Source organism: Nostoc sp. UIC 10630, from assembly GCF_010747425.1.
Classification (GTDB): domain Bacteria; phylum Cyanobacteriota; class Cyanobacteriia; order Cyanobacteriales; family Nostocaceae; genus Nostoc.
Genome location: NZ_JAAGOG010000185.1, coordinates 1 through 15,747 on the forward strand (window position 1 = coordinate 1; position 15,747 = coordinate 15,747).

A 15,747-nucleotide genomic window follows, 5' to 3' on the forward strand; every position below is an offset into this window, starting at 1 on the left:
CGTTGGATTCTCCAGTTTCTCGGTGCTCCTTGCCGAAAATATTATCTCCTTACCTGATAGACCTGCGGAATGTAGGTTTAAAGAGTTGTTGCAGAGATTAGATTTGCTCTTGTACCTGGGCTTCAGCTTTAGCCCCTGCTTCTGCTTGCAAACCAATTTTCAATTCCTCGGAAAGTCGCTCTAAATCAAGCTTGTGTTGCTCTTTGATTTGAGCGATCGCTTCGGCGTATTCTTTTGGGTATGTCCGCTCTGCTGAGAATGACACAATTGCGTCATTTAAATTAGCCAAATCAGTGTTGTTTACTAGCAGCCTCTCGCCATCGCTGAAGGTGACAATCTGCTGATAGTTATTCGGAGCCGAAGCCTCAATCATTCCCGAATCCCCATAACGAGGATGTGATTGTGATGAAACGGTCACAATCAACCAATCAATTCAAGCGGGAAATTGGTTTTAAGCGCTTAAATAAAGCCTGAATAGGGCAAAAAGCGAGTATTCTGCAAATAAGCTTAAATTTGCTTAAGCGGACTCTATCGTAAATTTACTGAGACTGCTATAGTCAGTCTGGAATCCTGTCTTATATATTTGTAGCTTTATATAGGAACTATCTAGATTAACCATGATGCAGATTAGTATCACAGACGACCTAAAGAAACGCTTTCATGCAGCTTGTGCTTTGCGTGGGCTGAAGATGAGTCATGTTGTAGTGGAGATGATTGAGCAGTGGTTAGCTAGTGAAGTGCAATCGGTTGGTGAGTGTAAGGGGTAAGCAATGGGCTTTGGAGTAAACCCTGGGGTAAGAAAAGGGCAGAAGGGATTTTTGAATGACTCAGTTTGACGTTTTCTTAGCGCACAATACCCAAGATAAACCTGAAGTTAAAGCGATCGCACTTGCACTCAAGCAGCGAAGCATAGCATATTGGATAGATGAGGAGCAAATACCACCAGGACGTTCATTCCAAGACGAGATACAACAAGCAATTCCACTGGTTAAGTCTGCCGCTATATTTATTGGTTTACAAGGGTTAGGGCGCTGGCAGAGTTGGGAGTTAAAAGCGTTCATAGCAGAGTGCGTTGAGAAAAAAATTCCTGTGATTCCTGTATTACTGCCTGGAGTAAATAATTTACCTGAAGATTTAGTGTTTTTGAAGCAGCTAAGATGGGTTACTTTTTCTAATGGAGTTGATGACAAGGCTGCTTTAGATTTATTGCAGTGGGGTATAACTGGAGAAAACCCCCACAGTAGCGAACAGTTGCAGCAAAAACCAGGAGACATCCCACCCAAAAGAGTTTTAGAGGAAGTAGAGAGATTGGGTAACGATAAAAATCGGCGATTGCTTTCTGAAAAAGACTCACTCGAAAAAGCCTACACCCTTCAAAGCCAAAAAGTTGCAAATCTACGAATAGCATTGGTTATTGAAACTGATGTATCGCGCAAGTTTCAACATGAACAACAGCTTCAGTCAGAGGAGCGCACACTGAAGGAACTTGGTGACAAGTTGGATGCAATCGAACAACAATTGCAAGCGGCTGATAATTCTGAGATAGAAGCAGACGCAATTATATATAACATTGAACAACCGCCCATTGAGCAGAATCGTAATAACCAAGATAGGACTACCAATAAAGCATTACCAAATTTAAGAAAAGATTTTTATCTTAAGCAACTAGCTCAGAAAAATAATGAATTAGCGGCGATAGAATCTCAGCTACAAGGAACTCTTAGTGCTGTTGATGAATTGAAACTAAATAATCAGGCTGAGAATATTTTACAGAAAATTGAAGAGTTAGATGCAAAACTGAAAGAGCTAGATACTCAAGATAAAAGCTCTAATTTACGTCATTTAAGTTTAGACAAAAGCTTTCAAAAAATTAATTTTTCCGAAGCTAAAAAGATTGCTCAATCAGTCAATACTAAATTTGGTGATGAAAGTGGTGCAATTCTTATCTTTTTACAGAGATGTACAAAACAGAAGGGAAGTTATTGTATTAATGAAGTTTTAGATTTGATTATTAGCCATTGCAAAGTAGGAGACGAAATTATCGGAGATTTCCGACCTTACCCAGTAGACTTAGGTTCACCTATTTCTGAATTTAATGAAGCTGAGTTTTCTAAAAGGTTAGCAAGTCATTTAAGCCAGAGTTCAGAAGTTCACTTAAGCGACAGTATCAGAACACTTTGCTCATCGCTTAGAGGTGCTAGCACCGTGTTTATTAAAATTGAGAACTGGGATAATGTTCTTGAGCAAAAAATATTTTTAGATTGGTTTATGGAAAAATTCTGGAAAGTTATAATATGCGAACTTGAACCAATTTTTCAAGATTATAGCAAAATTAGATTTATTGTCGCTCTCATTGCCAAAAGTTCAGTGTTTCCAAAACGTTCTTCTTTTCCAGATTATTTTTGTAAAAAGAATAAAATTGACCATCACAAAATTATTGAACTTCCTCTGCCAGATTGGACTGTTGAAGATATAAAAAAATGGCTAATTAGTTTTCGAGGATTATCTAATGCAGAAAGCTTACAATTAGCAGAGCAAATTTATCGAGAAAGTGAAGGGACACCAGACACTATATGTTCCATTTTGGAAAGGGAATTTAAGATATGTTAGCAAATCAACGATTAGAATTTACAGGCAATTCCAATCCCCAACTTGAGAATCCACATCAGGATTCACCAATGCATCCAGAACCCTACGTGATTTCTCCCGAATTAAAAAAAGCCGTCAATTTAGCAATCTATCTCAGGCGACCATTATTATTAGAAGGAGATGCGGGATGTGGTAAAACTCGCCTAGCTTCGGCTGTTGCCTATGAATTAGGATTACCCCTCTACCGTTGGGACGTGCGCTCTACTACAAAGGCTCAGGATGGACTCTATGAATACAATGCGATTCTAAGACTGCATGATGTGCAAACACAGAACGTAGTGCAACAACCACCAGTAGCGCCAGTAGATGCAGCAGAAACAGACAAAGATGAAGACGAAGAAAGGGTAAATCGTAATCCTGCTAATTCCAAGCACTACCGTAAGTTTGGAGCGTTAGGAAAGGCATTTAAACTTAAAAGTTGTCCAGCAGTTGTGTTAATTGATGAGATTGATAAAGCAGATTTGGATTTTCCTAATGATTTGCTGACTGTATTAGATGAGCCTTGGGAATTCAAGATTAAAGAAACTGGGGAAACAATTCGCGCTACTTACCCACGTAAAAATGCTAAAGATAATGTTATTGACTGTAGGCCAATTGTCATCATAACCAGTAATAAAGAAAAAGGTAATTTACCTGCACCATTTTTGCGACGTTGCCTCTATTACTATGTAGACTTTCCTAATGATAAAGAGCGGTTGCAGGAAATTATCGAAAAGCATTATAAAATTCGTGAGGAAACACCTCCACCTAGTGCTTTAGTAGAGAATGCAATTGATCGATTTTTATCTGTGTGGAATGAAGGTGGACTATTTAAAAAACCGGGAACAAGTGAATTTCTTGATTGGCTAAAAGCACTCCATACCTTTGAGCCAAAACCATACAATGCAGCGCAATTGAAAAAAGACAAATTACTTCCCTACCGAGAGTTATTATTTAAGCTTCAGCAAGACTGGAAGAAATATGCTAAAGCCTCATGAGTTCCTTTAATCCTCAAGATTTAATTACTCGCGTTTTTATTCGCCTACGCCAAAGTGGTTTTCAACTTGGTGTGGGAGAACTTTTGGCAGCAAAAGAAGCGGTTGAAGGGGGATTTGGTGAAACTCCAGAAGGACTAAGGCAGACATTAAAAATTTTATGGTGTCACTCTCCATCGCAACAAAGCCAGTTTGACCCCATCTGGAAGTCTTTACAAGTCGATTCAACTACCAAACAACCTGAAAAAACGTTTCAGAAAGAACCAAAGCCCGAAACTCATCAAGAATCGGTGGAGGAACCCCCAGAAATTTCCTTACCACTACCGCCCCAAGATGCTGTAACCGAGGTAAAACCTGAATCGGAATTATCATCACTACCGATTCGAGCGCCCTTTGAACCTGCGGAAACCGAGGACACATTTGCATTACAAGCATATTATCCTATGAATCGCCGCTCGATGATCTACATCTGGCGATATCTCCGCAGACCTGTTGGGGATGGGCCATTAAATGTTTTAGATATTGATGCCACTATTGAGCAAGCAAGTCGCCAGGGATTTTATTTAGCTCCAGTCTACCGCAGGCAAGAAAGGAACAATGCCCATCTTTTACTGCTGCTTGACCAAAATGGCTCAATGAACCCGTTTCATCGCTTTACTCGTGATTTAGTGGAAACGGCAATGTATGAAAGTTCTCTGCAACCGGAGAAAGTAGATGTATTTTATTTCCATAACGTACCTGCTACGAGTGTTTACAAAGATATCTACCTGACAGAACCAATTACTTTACAAACTGTATTAGCGGTTTGCAATAATCAAAGTAGTATATTGATTGTCAGTGATGCTGGGGCAGCACGAGGGTATCGGGAGTTAAAGCGAATTCGAGCGACTACCAGTTTTTTATTTCAACTTAAGCGCTACACTTCTTTGATTGCTTGGTTAAATCCGATGCCAGAAGAACGCTGGATTGGCAGTTCAGCAGAAATCATTGCTAATTTGGTGCAAATGTATCAGATGGATAATAATGGCTTAAGTAATGCTATTGATATTGTGCGTGGACAACACCTACATTTACCTTTCTCATGACAGATTTAGCTGATAGAGAACAATTGCGAGAACAGGCGAAACAAGCAGTAGATAGATTTGTGCGGCGTTTTGATGAGTCTTATCGACTATTAGCGTATCATGCGGCATTACCTTTGGTACTGACTCCAGAATTAGTAAACTACTTACGAAATGAGTTTTTGCGCGGTGAGCAAGTTCCTTGGGTCGCAGAGGTTGACCTGTTGTTGTCTGATTTATGTGGTCAAGTTGGTTACGAACTTTACGCAATGGAAACCCATGTGCGGGAATATCTGCTAGAGCAAATGCAGCAAAACCCGCGCTTTGGCAAGCGGCGAATGCAGGAAGTAGCCCAGGTCTTATACAGTTATGTTAGCTATTTAAGTCGGCTTAATCTAGGAAGACGACAACAAGAAATAGAAGCTCAACGCTGGGCAGCAATGGTATATTTGGGCGATAACCAGTGCAAACAAGCAGTACGAGAAATTGCTCAACGCCTCATAGAAACCAGTAATGGAGCAGGGGAAGCAAGTCGTACCGAGTCAGGAATTCGGGCAGAATTAGCGCGATTGACCCACATTACCGAAGAATTATCACCTCAGCTAAAGCAAGAGCCAACTTTACTAGACTATGCAAGACTGGTACAGCGAGTCTTAAGAACACCAGAACAAGTCAGTGTAGCAGAACTGCGTAATTCTTATCGGGTCGAAGATTTGGAACTGAAGTTTCCAGATAGGTTGTTACCAGAAGAGTTAGCAAGGACTTTGACATCTTCTAGGCAGATAGTTCCTAATCTGGAAGGCTTCCCACCAATACAAACCTTTGAATTTAAAATAGCAACTGTATTAGAATCCGAGTTTGAAATCTGTACTTTTCAAGTTGCGACCATTGAAAAAAGCTTAAATACTGTAAAAAATATTAAATGGCTATTTCAGGCGAGTTCTAAATCTTATAGATTGCTCGATGCTATTCGGGATTTAGAAGAAGTCTTCTGGCCAATTAAAATCAAAAGTTATGCTGAGGAGATAGCTATCGAAGATGGCTTTGTAATTTGGTTTTCTGGGAAAAAATCTGGAATATATGCAACTGCAAAGATTATAGATTTAAAAGAGTTACAAGAATCTCCTGATATTGATTACTGGATTGATAAAAATGTTTTTAATAGTGGACAGAATAAACCTAAAGCACGCCTTCGTTTTGTAACCAAATTATTAGACAAACCACTACTCAAGGAAACAATAAAGCAAGATGAGATACTGAAGGATTTATTGGTAATTCGCAATCCTCGTTTAACTATTTCCAAGTTAAAATCTGAGGAATCGGAACGAATCTATGACTTGATTCAGGAATTAGAGACGATCATCAAAACAGAAACCAAAGAAGCCGAGTTTTATACTGAAAAATTAGGCGATAGTGTGGAACTAGAGATGCTAAAGATTCCATACGGTTATTTTACAATGGGCGCACCAGAGAATGAAGAAGATAGCAATGATGATGAACTTCCCCAACACCAAGTAATTGTCCCAGGATTTTTTATGGGCAAATACCCAGTAACTCAAGCACAGTGGCAAGCAGTAGCCTCTCTACCCCAGGTGAACCGAGAACTAAACCCCGATCCATCTAATTTTAAGGGTGCGAATCGACCAGTTGAGCAAGTATCTTGGTACGATGCGGTAGAGTTTTGCGATCGCCTCTCCCAACATACAGGAAAAAGCTACTGTCTTCCCAGCGAAGCAGAATGGGAATATGCGTGTAGAGCCGGAACTACCACCCCATTTCACTTTGGCGAGACAATTACATCAGAGTTAGCAAACTATAGGGCTACTGAAACTTATGGCGCAGGGGTAAAAGGTATCTATCGAGAAGAGACTACGCCTGTGGGCAGTTTTGAGGTAGCTAACGCCTTTGGGTTATACGATATGCACGGAAACGTCTTGGAATGGTGTCTCGATGATTGGCACGGTAACTATGAAGATGCGCCAACAGATGGAAGTGCTTGGTTTGACAACAATAATGATAATCTTTATCAGAAACAAGGAAGTGCCGTGCTGCGGGGCGGTTCCTGGGGCAGCAATCCTCGGGTCTGCCGTTCCGCGTTTCGCGTCAACCTCGGCACGCGCGACGGCCACAACGACAGTACTGGTTTTCGTATTGTGTGCGCTGCCGGGAGGATTCTTTAGTAGCCCTTTATACTTTTCCTCTTTTGTCCTTTGCTCTTGTTTTTTTACCCTTGTTTAGTGTATCGAAGCGGAACGATCTATTTTTTTTGAAATTAAGCCTGGGAATTTTTTAAACTTACAATCAAGCAAAAAAATAAAGCAAGTGGTAATAAATGCCAAAAATAGTTATAAACGAAACACAGAAGACAGCCCAATACTACGTAGAAGACCTGGGCAACGGAATTACGCTAGATATGGTACTGATTCCTGGGGGTAGCTTCATGATGGGTTCACCAGAGGGTGAATTAGAGCGCAGAGATTCAGAAAGTCCTCAGCATTTAGTAAACCTTCAGCAATTTTGCATGGGTAAGTATCCAGTCACTCAGGCACAGTGGAAAGCCGTAGCAGCACTACCGCAAGTAAATATTGAGCTAGAAGCTGACCCATCGCGTTTCAAAGGGGATAAACGACCTGTAGAGCAAGTTTCCTGGTACCATGCGGTAGAGTTTTGCGATCGCTTATCCTCCCATACAAAAAGGCAGTATCGGCTACCCAGTGAAGCAGAATGGGAATATGCCTGTCGCGCTGGAACTACCAGCCCATTTCACTTTGGCGAGACAATTACAACTGATGTTGCCAATTACAGGGGTACAGATAACGAAGAATATAAATGGTCGGGTTCTTATGGACGAGGGCCAAAAGGTATCTATCGAGAAGAGACTACGCCTGTGGGCAGTTTTGGGGTAGCTAACGCCTTTGGGTTATACGATATGCACGGAAACGTAGACGAATGGTGTCTGGATGATTGGCACGAAAATTATGAAAGTGCGCCAACAGATGGTAGTCCGTGGTTTGATGACAATGATAACCTTTCTCAAAAGCAAGGACGTGCCGTGCTGCGGGGCGGTTCCTGGGGCGGCATTCCTCGGAACTGCCGTTCCGCGTTTCGCAACTTCAACGTCACGCGCGACCGCCGCTACGACTTTACTGGTTTTCGTATTGTGTGCGCTGCCGGGAGGATTCTTTAGTAGCCCTTTATACTTTTTCTCTTTTGCCCTTTACACTTGTTCTTTTTACCCTTGTTGAGTGTAGCGAAGCGGAACGATCTAATTTTTTTTGAAATCAAGGGTTAGTAGAAAAAAAATTAAGATTTATAAATGGAATGAAAGAATTATCAGTAATCCAAAAGACTTATGATTGTATTAAATGGTATGTGCCAATTATTGAGCGATTGCCGAAAATTCATAAGTTTTCTTTAGGAGACAGGATAATTAATCAACTGTATGATTTATTGGAGGGATTAATTAAAGCCAAATATGCCAAAAATAAACTGCCTCAACTAGAATCTCTCAATACAGAGTTAGATATTTTACGATATCAAACACGAATGCTGCTTGATTTCAATAAAATATCAGTCGAGCGATACGAATATGCCATAAAATTATTAGATGAAATTGGTATTGAACTAGGTGGATGGATTAAGAAACAAAGAGAGAGGGAAAAGTAAGTTAATTGAACATTAAATATAATGAAACGTTACGGCAATCTTTACCCTCAAATCATCAAGTTTGAAAATATACTTTTAGCATCTCGTCAGGCACAAAAAGGCAAGAGATTTCGGGATAATATTTTAGAGTTTAATTATAATTTAGAAACGGAATTAATTAGATTACAGCAAAACTTAACAGATAAAAGCTATCAACCAGGAGCTTACCGAATCTTTCACCTGATAAATCCCAAAAGTCGCCTCATTTCCGCCGCACCCTATCGGGATAGGGTTGTTCATCATGCCCTGTGCAATATCATCGTACCAATTTTTGAGAGAACTTTTATTGGTGACTCCTACGCTAATCGAATTGGTTTTGGGACGCATCGAGCATTAAAAAAATTTACTCACTTTGCCCGGAACAGCCGCTATGTCCTTCAATGTGATATCAAAAAGTATTTTCCCACTATTGACCACATAATTTTAAAAGAATTAATACGCCGAAAAATAAAATGTCCTGATACTTTGTGGCTAATTGATACTATTATCGGCAACAGTAACGAACAAGAGGCGGTAATTGATTATTTTCCTGGGGATGATTTACTTACTCCTGTGACTCGGAGAAGAGGTTTACCAATCGGAAATTTAACAAGTCAGTTTTTTGCCAATATTTATTTAAATGGTTTTGACCATTTTGTAAAAGAACAGCTAAAGATATCCAAATATGTCCGCTATGTCGATGACTTTGCTTTATTTAGTGATGACAGAGAATTATTAGCAGATGCCAGACTACAAATAGAAGTATATTTAGCTGAATTAAGGCTCAAAATTCACCCAATCAAAAGCCAATTATTTGAAACGAAAATCGGTGCAACTTTTTTAGGGTTTAGAGTATTTTCAGGCAGAATACGGGTAAGAAATAGTAATTTACATCATGCAAGGCGCAGACTCAAGCGATTGAAAACAGACTATGCTCAAGGTAAACTTGAACTTAATCAAGTAACTCAATCCATAAGAAGTTGGGTTGCTCACTTAGAACATGGTGATACTTGGCAATTACGCAAACAGATATTTACTTCCCTCCATTTTAGGAGAAAGTAGAGAAGGGGTAGGCGAACCCGACTGCGGGGCGGTTCCTGGAACAACAATCCTCAAAACTGCCGTTCCGCGTATCGCAACAACAACAACACGCGCGACAACCACAACAACAATACTGGTTTTCGTATTGTGTGCGCTGCCGGGATGTCTCTTCACCGCGAGAGTTGGCAGGTGGGAATCTGTCGAGAGTGCAACCGAAGAGTCCAGCCTACACCTGTGATGTCGGTGACGATATCCAAATATAAAACTGGGTTGGGTAGCTTGGTAGGTGCAAACCGAACAGTTGCTCAACCCTACAACAGTAGATTCCTGTCCTTGGTGAATGGGATCACTCTTGGACAGATGTAATCCCATGATGGAGTTAGGCTATTTAACTAACAGGAGTATCAGACATGGTTTCATCAGAATTACTGAACATACTGCAAGGACTTAGCCGTGCTGAAAAACTTTATATTGTACAAGTTTTGATTTCAGGATTAGCCCAACAAGAGGCAGACTTAATTAAACCAGAGCAATCCTATCCTGTTTGGTCGCCATATAATGCTTTTGAAGCAGCAAACACGATGCTAGAAGTTTTACAAGCAACGCAAACTCAAAACAATGCCGAATGTTGAGCAATTTCCTTTTGTCAACGCTGATACAAGATTGGGAGAGGCTGGTTTTCGCCCTCAGATGCCAATTACACTTACAAGTCCCCAAAATTCTACCATCACATCTACTCTGTTAGATACAGGAGCGACAGTCAACGTGTTGCCCTATCCAATAGGTATCGATTTGGGATATGTTTGGGAACGTCAAACAGCAACCCTAAATCTAACAGGAAATCTGGCTCAATTTGAAGCTCGTGTTGTGGTCATTCAAGCAATAGTGGGTCAGTTTGAACCTGTGCAACTTGTATTTGCTTGGACAAAAGCTGTACAAGTTCCTCTAATTTTAGGACAAGTAAATTTTTTTATGGAGTTTGATGTTTGTTTCTATCGCTCACAGCTATATTTTGTAGTAAGTCCGAAGAACAAACTCCCAAAATAACTATTATTTGGTGTTGCTGAATCCGGGGATGAATTGATCTCACAATCTCCCATCAAGTTCCAGTCAGAAATGAATAGCGATCGCGCTACCCCTCCCAATCCACCAGCACCCCATCAACAACCGCAATACCCCATTGCGAAAACTTCGCCAGCAACTTCTTGATTACAATCTGCAAAGCCGGATCATCATTCCAACATTGTTGGAGGAAGTCAAAACCAGGATTTTCCCCAACCAGAGAAGCCATCTTCAGTTTCTCCATTCGCAATAGTCTAGCTTTGGATCTTACGGCGATGTCTTCTCTACGAGACGCTCCGCGAACGGCGGTCAACAACGCCTCACTAGATTTTTGCACCTGATAATTGACTACGGATAGATTCCACTGCTTCTCAAACTTGCTGATTGATGCCCTCATGCTGGCGTAATACTTGCTGTCTAGCAAATATTGGATTACCGACAATGGGGGGCATTCTCCAAGGTTTGCTCTATCCAGCCATTCAAATATCTCACTTTGATTTAATGACACCGGCGCGGCGGAACAAGCACCTTCATCACACTCTCTCGGCTCAAAACCAGAGACTCGATTTTCTCCCGACAACGAAGCAAATTGACCCTGTTCTACTTGTCCCTGAGTTTGATTAGTGATCGCTTCCTTGCCAGAAAATTCATTTTGAGCAACGGGCGCGGCGGAACAAGCACCTTCATCACACTCTCTCGGCTCAACACCATAATCCTGGTTTTCAGCCAACAACAAAGCGGATTGACTCGATGCAGCATCCACAAGCGCCAGCGATGTACAATCCTTTGCCACAGGCAATTCTTCAAGTTCTGACGTGCTTTCGATATGTGAAGGCGACGCGCCCCCCAAGGGCGCATGAGCCGTCTTCTCTACACGCAGATTTCGAGCAAGCGCGTCAGAATCAACTACCATACCAACAACCTTAATTGGTTGTTGGTAGGTAGTTAACGGGTAGTTAGAAACGTTGTTAGGTTTTTGGAACCCTTGCAAATCCTCACTTTTTTGACCATTCTTTTGGAATGATTCCAAATCAGACTGAATTTGTTCCACGCCAGGGTGATTTTCATTCCGTCCGGGCTGGTTTACTTCCTCCCCGGCATGGACGGCTTTCTCGTCACAAGAATTGGTTTCCGCAGACGTGGAGGATTCCCAGTAAAACCGATTGTAATAACCGTGCAAGTTACGGACACGGTAGCTGATCAATCCAGGTCTGCCGGAAGGTAAGCGGCCAAACACTTCCTCAAACTGAAACAATCCTTGGGCAGTCAACGCCGCCCCTGCTTTTTGCAAAGATTTGTAGGTGAGGTTAGTATCGAGTTTGTGGGCAGAACCCCCGAATTGTTCAGCCGCCACGCTATCTAACCAAAGCTGCTGCACAGATGGAGGCTGCTGACGAACCCAGTTGATATCCTCAATCGATACTTTGCAATGTGGTCTAATCGATTTATCTGCGTCAGTAAGTTTGCGATCGCTTCGCTGTTTGTTCCCACCGTTGATTGCTTTTAACGCTGTAGTCATATTTCCCCCAAAATTTGCATGACAATGTGAGCGGTATGGTTGCAATACCGCGTTTAAGTCTTTTAGCTATCTCAAGGCGAGTGTTTATTTACTGCTTCTCGTCTTTCCAAAAGCGCAACTCATCTCGGAAATACCTGTCAGTCTTTTTTGATTGCTCCTTCCAGCAATCCCAGGCAACCACCACTTCCTCGCCCAAATCTTGCACTACCTCACCCATCTCGACATACAAAGTACGGTAAGGGTCAGCATGAGACACGATAGAACCAACGCTAATAGTGTCCGGCTTGGTAGATGCCGTTTGAAGTGCGGTAATTAAATCAGTCTCTTGGGTGGTCAATTCTGCCCAGTAGTCCTGTTTAATAACCTCATACTCTTGGGCAACATCCCAATACTCCTGCCACGTACACCCCGGTTTAGTTAGCACTGCCCTAATATCACTAACCGCCTGGGGAAGCATTTCTAGTTGCTCGGCTCGATATGCGATCGCAGCTGGTGTAGGTTCACTTCCCAGAATTATCGCTGCCGCTTCCAGGGCTTGGGTGTTGTTCATAGCACTGGCAAGATTCTTCAACGCCATACCCATTAAACGTAAGCATTCTTGGGCATTCTCCTTGGGCGGTTCAACTGCTAGCGATCGCAAATCAATAGTTTTCTCTAACGCCTGTTTGACTTGCTTGTTCAAAACTTTGGTTGCTTGCTGGGTCATGGTATTTCCCCACTGCTGTTGAGGACGTTCTTGTACTGCGTTTTCCAAATCTTGAATACGCTGCCTAAGCTGTTGGTTCTCAGCCTCCAGCTTTCTCAACCCTTCCATTTCCGAAAGCCGTTGCTGTAACTGGATATTTTCTTCTTTCTGTTGCTTGAATAGTTGTTGCAGAGATTGGATTTGCTCTTGTACCTGGGCTTCTGCTCTGGCTGTGGCATCTGTTTGCAAACCAATCCTTATATCTTGGGAAAGTCGCTCTAACTCCTGTTTATGACGTTCTTCAATAGCAGCGATCGCTTCCGTATATTCTGCGGGGTAAGTGCGTTCTCTGGAAAATGGAACGCTGGCGGCATCCAAATCGGTGTTGTTGACCAACATCCTTTCGCCATCAGCAAAGGTGACAATCTGCTGCCAATGGTTTGGTGCATCTGCCTCAATGGTTCCCTCTTCTCCATATCTGGGATGGGACTGTTGTGAAACTGTGACAATGGCTTTTTGAGGAACCACTGGTTCTTGGATTTTGGGAACCATTGGTTCCTGAGTAGATTGCTTTTTGCGTGGAAGTTGAGGAACCACAATATTTGCAGCAGCCGCAAAGTCTGATTCACCAGGGGAGGCGTTATCTTTGAGAGCGATCGCTACAGCTTGTTTTAGTTTCTCTGGTTCCTTGACTAGCCGCAGCAGTGGACGGGCTTGACGCTCGTTTTTGATGTGTCCGCCCAACTCGCCAACTGTGTCTATGACCTTTTTAGCTCCTAGCAGTTGGTTGATTCGTCGGTATCCGCCCCAGGCGTATAATTCACGCTGGCAGTATTCTTCAAAGTTTTTATATCCAGCTTGCAGGTAAAGCTGCTGTTCCCGCATCTGGAGGATTTCATCTACCGCTTGCCACTCGAATCGGTCGATTGCGGTGAAGGTTTCCTGGATGCTGGTGTTGACAACACTGTAATCAAGCGCTGTTGTTTGTTCTCTGTCTAGTGTCAGCATATTTCTCTCCTGTTTTTATAGATAGGAGAGGTGTTAAAAAGCACATTTAGCTGATAAAAGATTTTTTCTTGTTCTACCTGTATTTCAAAAGGAAAAACACTTTTGTATCTATACAGCAGAGGTATTTGGTGGTCAATAACGTAATTGACTGCTGTGCATAGTTTAAGAAAATTTGATATTCTTTGAATGTCCATAGTCTTAACCGATGATCATTTGGGCATCCCCGCTCTAAGTTTTCCAGGCTGTTAGCGGGGATTAATTTTAAGTAATCACCAAGCAATGCTGAATGCTAAAGCAAAATTTGATAAGGCATTTTGCTATAGCGCCAGCACACCAAGAAGTATGTCAACCTCATTCTTGTCGCTACAAGGATATACAAACCCTTTGTTAACGTTAATAAGCATCTCCTGGTGAAAAGATACACAAAATTTTTGTTACTTGAATTATAATGCATTGTATTCATTTATAATGCATTTTGGATTAAGAAAAGTCAACCCGCCTTGTCAGTTGACGGAGGCGGGCTTCCTTTCATTATTCGCAAGACGAGATCGTGTTGTTGCCTGAGAGATTCATTTTCTTCTCTCAGGCTGCGAATTTTCCCTCCAATTCTTGCTCCAATTTATTCATCCGTTGCTCCACGAGTAAAAGCGTTTGACGCATCGTTTCTAAGCTAAGTACTTCATCATGCTTTTGAGGCTGTTCTGAAGTCTCTAAAGCCCTTACCAACAGTTCATTAATTATTTGTGACGGTTTCTTACCAGCTTCTCTAGCTAGGCTTTCTATTTTTGCCTTGATTTCGCTGCTAGTACGAAAACTTACCTGAGCATCAAGTTTCATAATCTCCATGTATTGTATTGCAGTGCATTTATTTGAGCGAATTGATCGAAGTATATCTCTACTTGAAAATATTGAAAACTTTTGTAATGCAAGTCTTGATTTTGCAGTGCAAATGCATTACACTATATTCATAAGACGAAATTAAAAAGCGACCGCCTCTAGTCTCGCAAACCGAGCGATCGCTTTTTGTCCAAATAATTGGAGATTCTCATTATGACGTATTCAACCTATATACAGCAAGCGCCTTCAAGCTTCAAGCTAAATCAAACACTAATTGCTGATGCCCCTCGCAGAGATGAACAAGCGCTAGCCCAAGCAGAACTGTACAGCCACCTCGAATCCCAAGCCGAAGCTGTAGCCCCAACCCAAGACCCCCTGACTGCCCGTGACCGTCGCATTATTGGCGAGATTATCGAAGTCGAACCCGAATCAGTTCGCACTATCTGGATTGAAGGCGGGATTACGGTATGGGTGCAGTTTGTGGAAGGCGGACGGCTCCCATTTGATCGCAACTGGTTCGCTACCAGAGTTGCAGAGGTCAAAGCGACTCTGCCAGAAACACCCCTGGAGCGCAACGAGCGATTGAGCGATGAACTGGAGGAAGCTTGCACTGCTTTCGGTCTGTACCACGGTGAGATAGATTGGCTCTCGTTTAGCACCAAACTCTACCGAGACGGGCATTTGGTTGGCTTCGTCGGGTGCAATCAACAAGGGTGGTACGCTCGACCAAGACAGTACGGGGTGAATCGGGTTGCTGGCAGTGCCAAAGATGTAATTGCGCTGTTGGGAGTCCGAACGGCAGTAGCGGCGTAAGTTGCTGAAGGGGAAAGGCGATTGCACACCAAGCAACTGCAATCGCCACCTATATGCAATTACAAATAATCATTGCACATAACACAGCAAGTAACATCACACTTTCAGATTCGGGTTTCTATGACTGCTAAGAGAATTCTCCTACCTGCTACAGATGCGAATGCAGAGGTGAAAGAAATTCCTGGTACTGAAAGTGAAAAAGGCGATCGCAGTCCAAGAGAAAAACAATCGCCGTTCAACCGAAATTTAGACAATCGAAATCATCATGGCACATGAAATATGATTAGCCCATTTTCTCTTCAAGAGGCTCAGTTGGATGATTTAACAGAAAAAATTCGGCGTTGCTGAATCAAAATATGAATCAGGCGATCGCTGGAATAAAACTTGTACCTCACATCGTGAGCGGCACTGAAC

17 protein-coding genes are annotated in these 15,747 nt (G+C 42.2%); 13 read left to right on the plus strand and 4 right to left on the minus strand.

Annotated features, from left to right (window positions below):
• Positions 1-97 precede the first annotated feature (97 nt).
• Entirely contained in the window at positions 98-418 is a 321-nt protein-coding gene (locus G1O98_RS30040; RefSeq protein ID WP_243458579.1) for a hypothetical protein, read from the minus strand.
• 199 nt (positions 419-617) lie between these two features.
• Between G1O98_RS30040 and G1O98_RS30045 the strand changes: the two genes are divergently transcribed.
• From G1O98_RS30045 to G1O98_RS30095, 11 genes are all read left to right on the plus strand, one after another.
• Positions 618-767: a plasmid partition protein ParG gene (locus G1O98_RS30045; RefSeq protein WP_243458580.1), complete on the plus strand. Its 150-nt coding sequence runs from the start codon at positions 618-620 to the stop codon at positions 765-767.
• A gap of 55 nt (positions 768-822) precedes the next feature.
• Positions 823-2,610, plus strand: a complete 1,788-nt coding sequence (locus G1O98_RS30050) for a TIR domain-containing protein (protein ID WP_163935927.1) — start codon at positions 823-825, stop codon at positions 2,608-2,610.
• Positions 2,604-3,626 carry a MoxR family ATPase gene (locus G1O98_RS30055; RefSeq protein ID WP_163935929.1) on the plus strand — a complete coding sequence of 341 codons (1,023 nt, stop codon included), beginning with the start codon at positions 2,604-2,606 and terminating at the stop codon, positions 3,624-3,626. Before G1O98_RS30050 ends, G1O98_RS30055 begins: the two co-directional genes overlap by 7 nt.
• Positions 3,623-4,708, plus strand: coding sequence for a VWA containing CoxE family protein (locus G1O98_RS30060; RefSeq protein WP_163935932.1), 1,086 nt, complete (start codon positions 3,623-3,625; stop codon positions 4,706-4,708). Before G1O98_RS30055 ends, G1O98_RS30060 begins: the two co-directional genes overlap by 4 nt.
• Complete coding sequence (locus G1O98_RS30065; protein WP_175586930.1) at positions 4,705-6,864, plus strand: SUMF1/EgtB/PvdO family nonheme iron enzyme; 2,160 nt, start codon at positions 4,705-4,707, stop codon at positions 6,862-6,864. Before G1O98_RS30060 ends, G1O98_RS30065 begins: the two co-directional genes overlap by 4 nt.
• Positions 6,865-7,016: 152 nt before the next feature.
• A complete protein-coding gene (locus G1O98_RS30070) occupies positions 7,017-7,871 on the plus strand; it encodes a formylglycine-generating enzyme family protein (RefSeq protein WP_163935935.1) in 855 nt (284 codons plus the stop codon).
• 134 nt (positions 7,872-8,005) lie between these two features.
• Complete coding sequence (gene avd / locus G1O98_RS30075) at positions 8,006-8,350, plus strand: diversity-generating retroelement protein Avd (RefSeq protein ID WP_100902398.1); 345 nt, start codon at positions 8,006-8,008, stop codon at positions 8,348-8,350.
• A gap of 21 nt (positions 8,351-8,371) precedes the next feature.
• Positions 8,372-9,430, plus strand: coding sequence for an RNA-directed DNA polymerase (locus G1O98_RS30080; RefSeq protein ID WP_163935938.1), 1,059 nt, complete (start codon positions 8,372-8,374; stop codon positions 9,428-9,430).
• A gap of 141 nt (positions 9,431-9,571) precedes the next feature.
• The gene (locus G1O98_RS30085) at positions 9,572-9,775 is read left to right on the plus strand and encodes a hypothetical protein (protein WP_163935941.1); all 204 of its coding nucleotides are present in this window, start codon (positions 9,572-9,574) and stop codon (positions 9,773-9,775) included.
• A 44-nt stretch (positions 9,776-9,819) separates the two neighbouring features.
• Complete coding sequence (locus G1O98_RS30090; protein ID WP_163935944.1) at positions 9,820-10,041, plus strand: hypothetical protein; 222 nt, start codon at positions 9,820-9,822, stop codon at positions 10,039-10,041.
• The gene (locus tag G1O98_RS30095; RefSeq protein WP_163935947.1) at positions 10,028-10,456 is read left to right on the plus strand and encodes a hypothetical protein; all 429 of its coding nucleotides are present in this window, start codon (positions 10,028-10,030) and stop codon (positions 10,454-10,456) included. Before G1O98_RS30090 ends, G1O98_RS30095 begins: the two co-directional genes overlap by 14 nt.
• 85 nt (positions 10,457-10,541) lie before the next feature.
• On the opposite strand, the gene G1O98_RS30100 is transcribed toward G1O98_RS30095, so the two are convergent.
• The 3 genes from G1O98_RS30100 to G1O98_RS30110 all read right to left on the minus strand — a co-directional run bounded on the left by G1O98_RS30100 (position 10,542) and on the right by G1O98_RS30110 (position 14,520).
• Positions 10,542-11,990, minus strand: coding sequence for a hypothetical protein (locus G1O98_RS30100; protein WP_163935949.1), 1,449 nt, complete (start codon positions 11,988-11,990; stop codon positions 10,542-10,544).
• 88 nt (positions 11,991-12,078) lie between these two features.
• On the minus strand, positions 12,079-13,683 hold the full coding sequence (locus tag G1O98_RS30105; RefSeq protein WP_163935952.1) for a hypothetical protein: 1,605 nt from the start codon (positions 13,681-13,683) through the stop codon (positions 12,079-12,081).
• 582 nt (positions 13,684-14,265) lie between these two features.
• The gene (locus G1O98_RS30110) at positions 14,266-14,520 is read right to left on the minus strand and encodes a hypothetical protein (protein WP_163935955.1); all 255 of its coding nucleotides are present in this window, start codon (positions 14,518-14,520) and stop codon (positions 14,266-14,268) included.
• Between the two features lie 213 nt (positions 14,521-14,733).
• Between G1O98_RS30110 and G1O98_RS30115 the strand changes: the two genes are divergently transcribed.
• Together G1O98_RS30115 and G1O98_RS30120 are read left to right on the plus strand one after the other, a co-directional pair.
• Entirely contained in the window at positions 14,734-15,333 is a 600-nt protein-coding gene (locus tag G1O98_RS30115; protein WP_163935958.1) for a hypothetical protein, read from the plus strand.
• 120 nt (positions 15,334-15,453) lie between these two features.
• Complete coding sequence (locus tag G1O98_RS30120; RefSeq protein ID WP_163935961.1) at positions 15,454-15,609, plus strand: hypothetical protein; 156 nt, start codon at positions 15,454-15,456, stop codon at positions 15,607-15,609.
• Positions 15,610-15,747: the final 138 nt, after the last annotated feature.

Excerpts from the sequence above, each read along its gene's own strand:
- G1O98_RS30045 (WP_243458580.1), top strand. The coding sequence starts at position 618 with ATGATGCAGATTAGTATCACAGACGACCTAAAGAAACGCTTTCATGCA.
- G1O98_RS30050 (WP_163935927.1), top strand. The coding sequence starts at position 823 with ATGACTCAGTTTGACGTTTTCTTAGCGCACAATACCCAAGATAAACCT.
- G1O98_RS30055 (WP_163935929.1), top strand. The coding sequence starts at position 2,604 with ATGTTAGCAAATCAACGATTAGAATTTACAGGCAATTCCAATCCCCAA.
- G1O98_RS30060 (WP_163935932.1), top strand. The coding sequence starts at position 3,623 with ATGAGTTCCTTTAATCCTCAAGATTTAATTACTCGCGTTTTTATTCGC.
- G1O98_RS30065 (WP_175586930.1), top strand. The coding sequence starts at position 4,705 with ATGACAGATTTAGCTGATAGAGAACAATTGCGAGAACAGGCGAAACAA.
- G1O98_RS30070 (WP_163935935.1), top strand. The coding sequence starts at position 7,017 with ATGCCAAAAATAGTTATAAACGAAACACAGAAGACAGCCCAATACTAC.
- avd (WP_100902398.1), top strand. The coding sequence starts at position 8,006 with ATGAAAGAATTATCAGTAATCCAAAAGACTTATGATTGTATTAAATGG.
- G1O98_RS30080 (WP_163935938.1), top strand. The coding sequence starts at position 8,372 with ATGAAACGTTACGGCAATCTTTACCCTCAAATCATCAAGTTTGAAAAT.
- G1O98_RS30085 (WP_163935941.1), top strand. The coding sequence starts at position 9,572 with ATGTCTCTTCACCGCGAGAGTTGGCAGGTGGGAATCTGTCGAGAGTGC.
- G1O98_RS30090 (WP_163935944.1), top strand. The coding sequence starts at position 9,820 with ATGGTTTCATCAGAATTACTGAACATACTGCAAGGACTTAGCCGTGCT.
- G1O98_RS30095 (WP_163935947.1), top strand. The coding sequence starts at position 10,028 with ATGCCGAATGTTGAGCAATTTCCTTTTGTCAACGCTGATACAAGATTG.
- G1O98_RS30100 (WP_163935949.1), bottom strand. The coding sequence starts at position 11,990 with ATGACTACAGCGTTAAAAGCAATCAACGGTGGGAACAAACAGCGAAGC.
- G1O98_RS30105 (WP_163935952.1), bottom strand. The coding sequence starts at position 13,683 with ATGCTGACACTAGACAGAGAACAAACAACAGCGCTTGATTACAGTGTT.
- G1O98_RS30110 (WP_163935955.1), bottom strand. The coding sequence starts at position 14,520 with ATGAAACTTGATGCTCAGGTAAGTTTTCGTACTAGCAGCGAAATCAAG.
- G1O98_RS30115 (WP_163935958.1), top strand. The coding sequence starts at position 14,734 with ATGACGTATTCAACCTATATACAGCAAGCGCCTTCAAGCTTCAAGCTA.
- G1O98_RS30120 (WP_163935961.1), top strand. The coding sequence starts at position 15,454 with ATGACTGCTAAGAGAATTCTCCTACCTGCTACAGATGCGAATGCAGAG.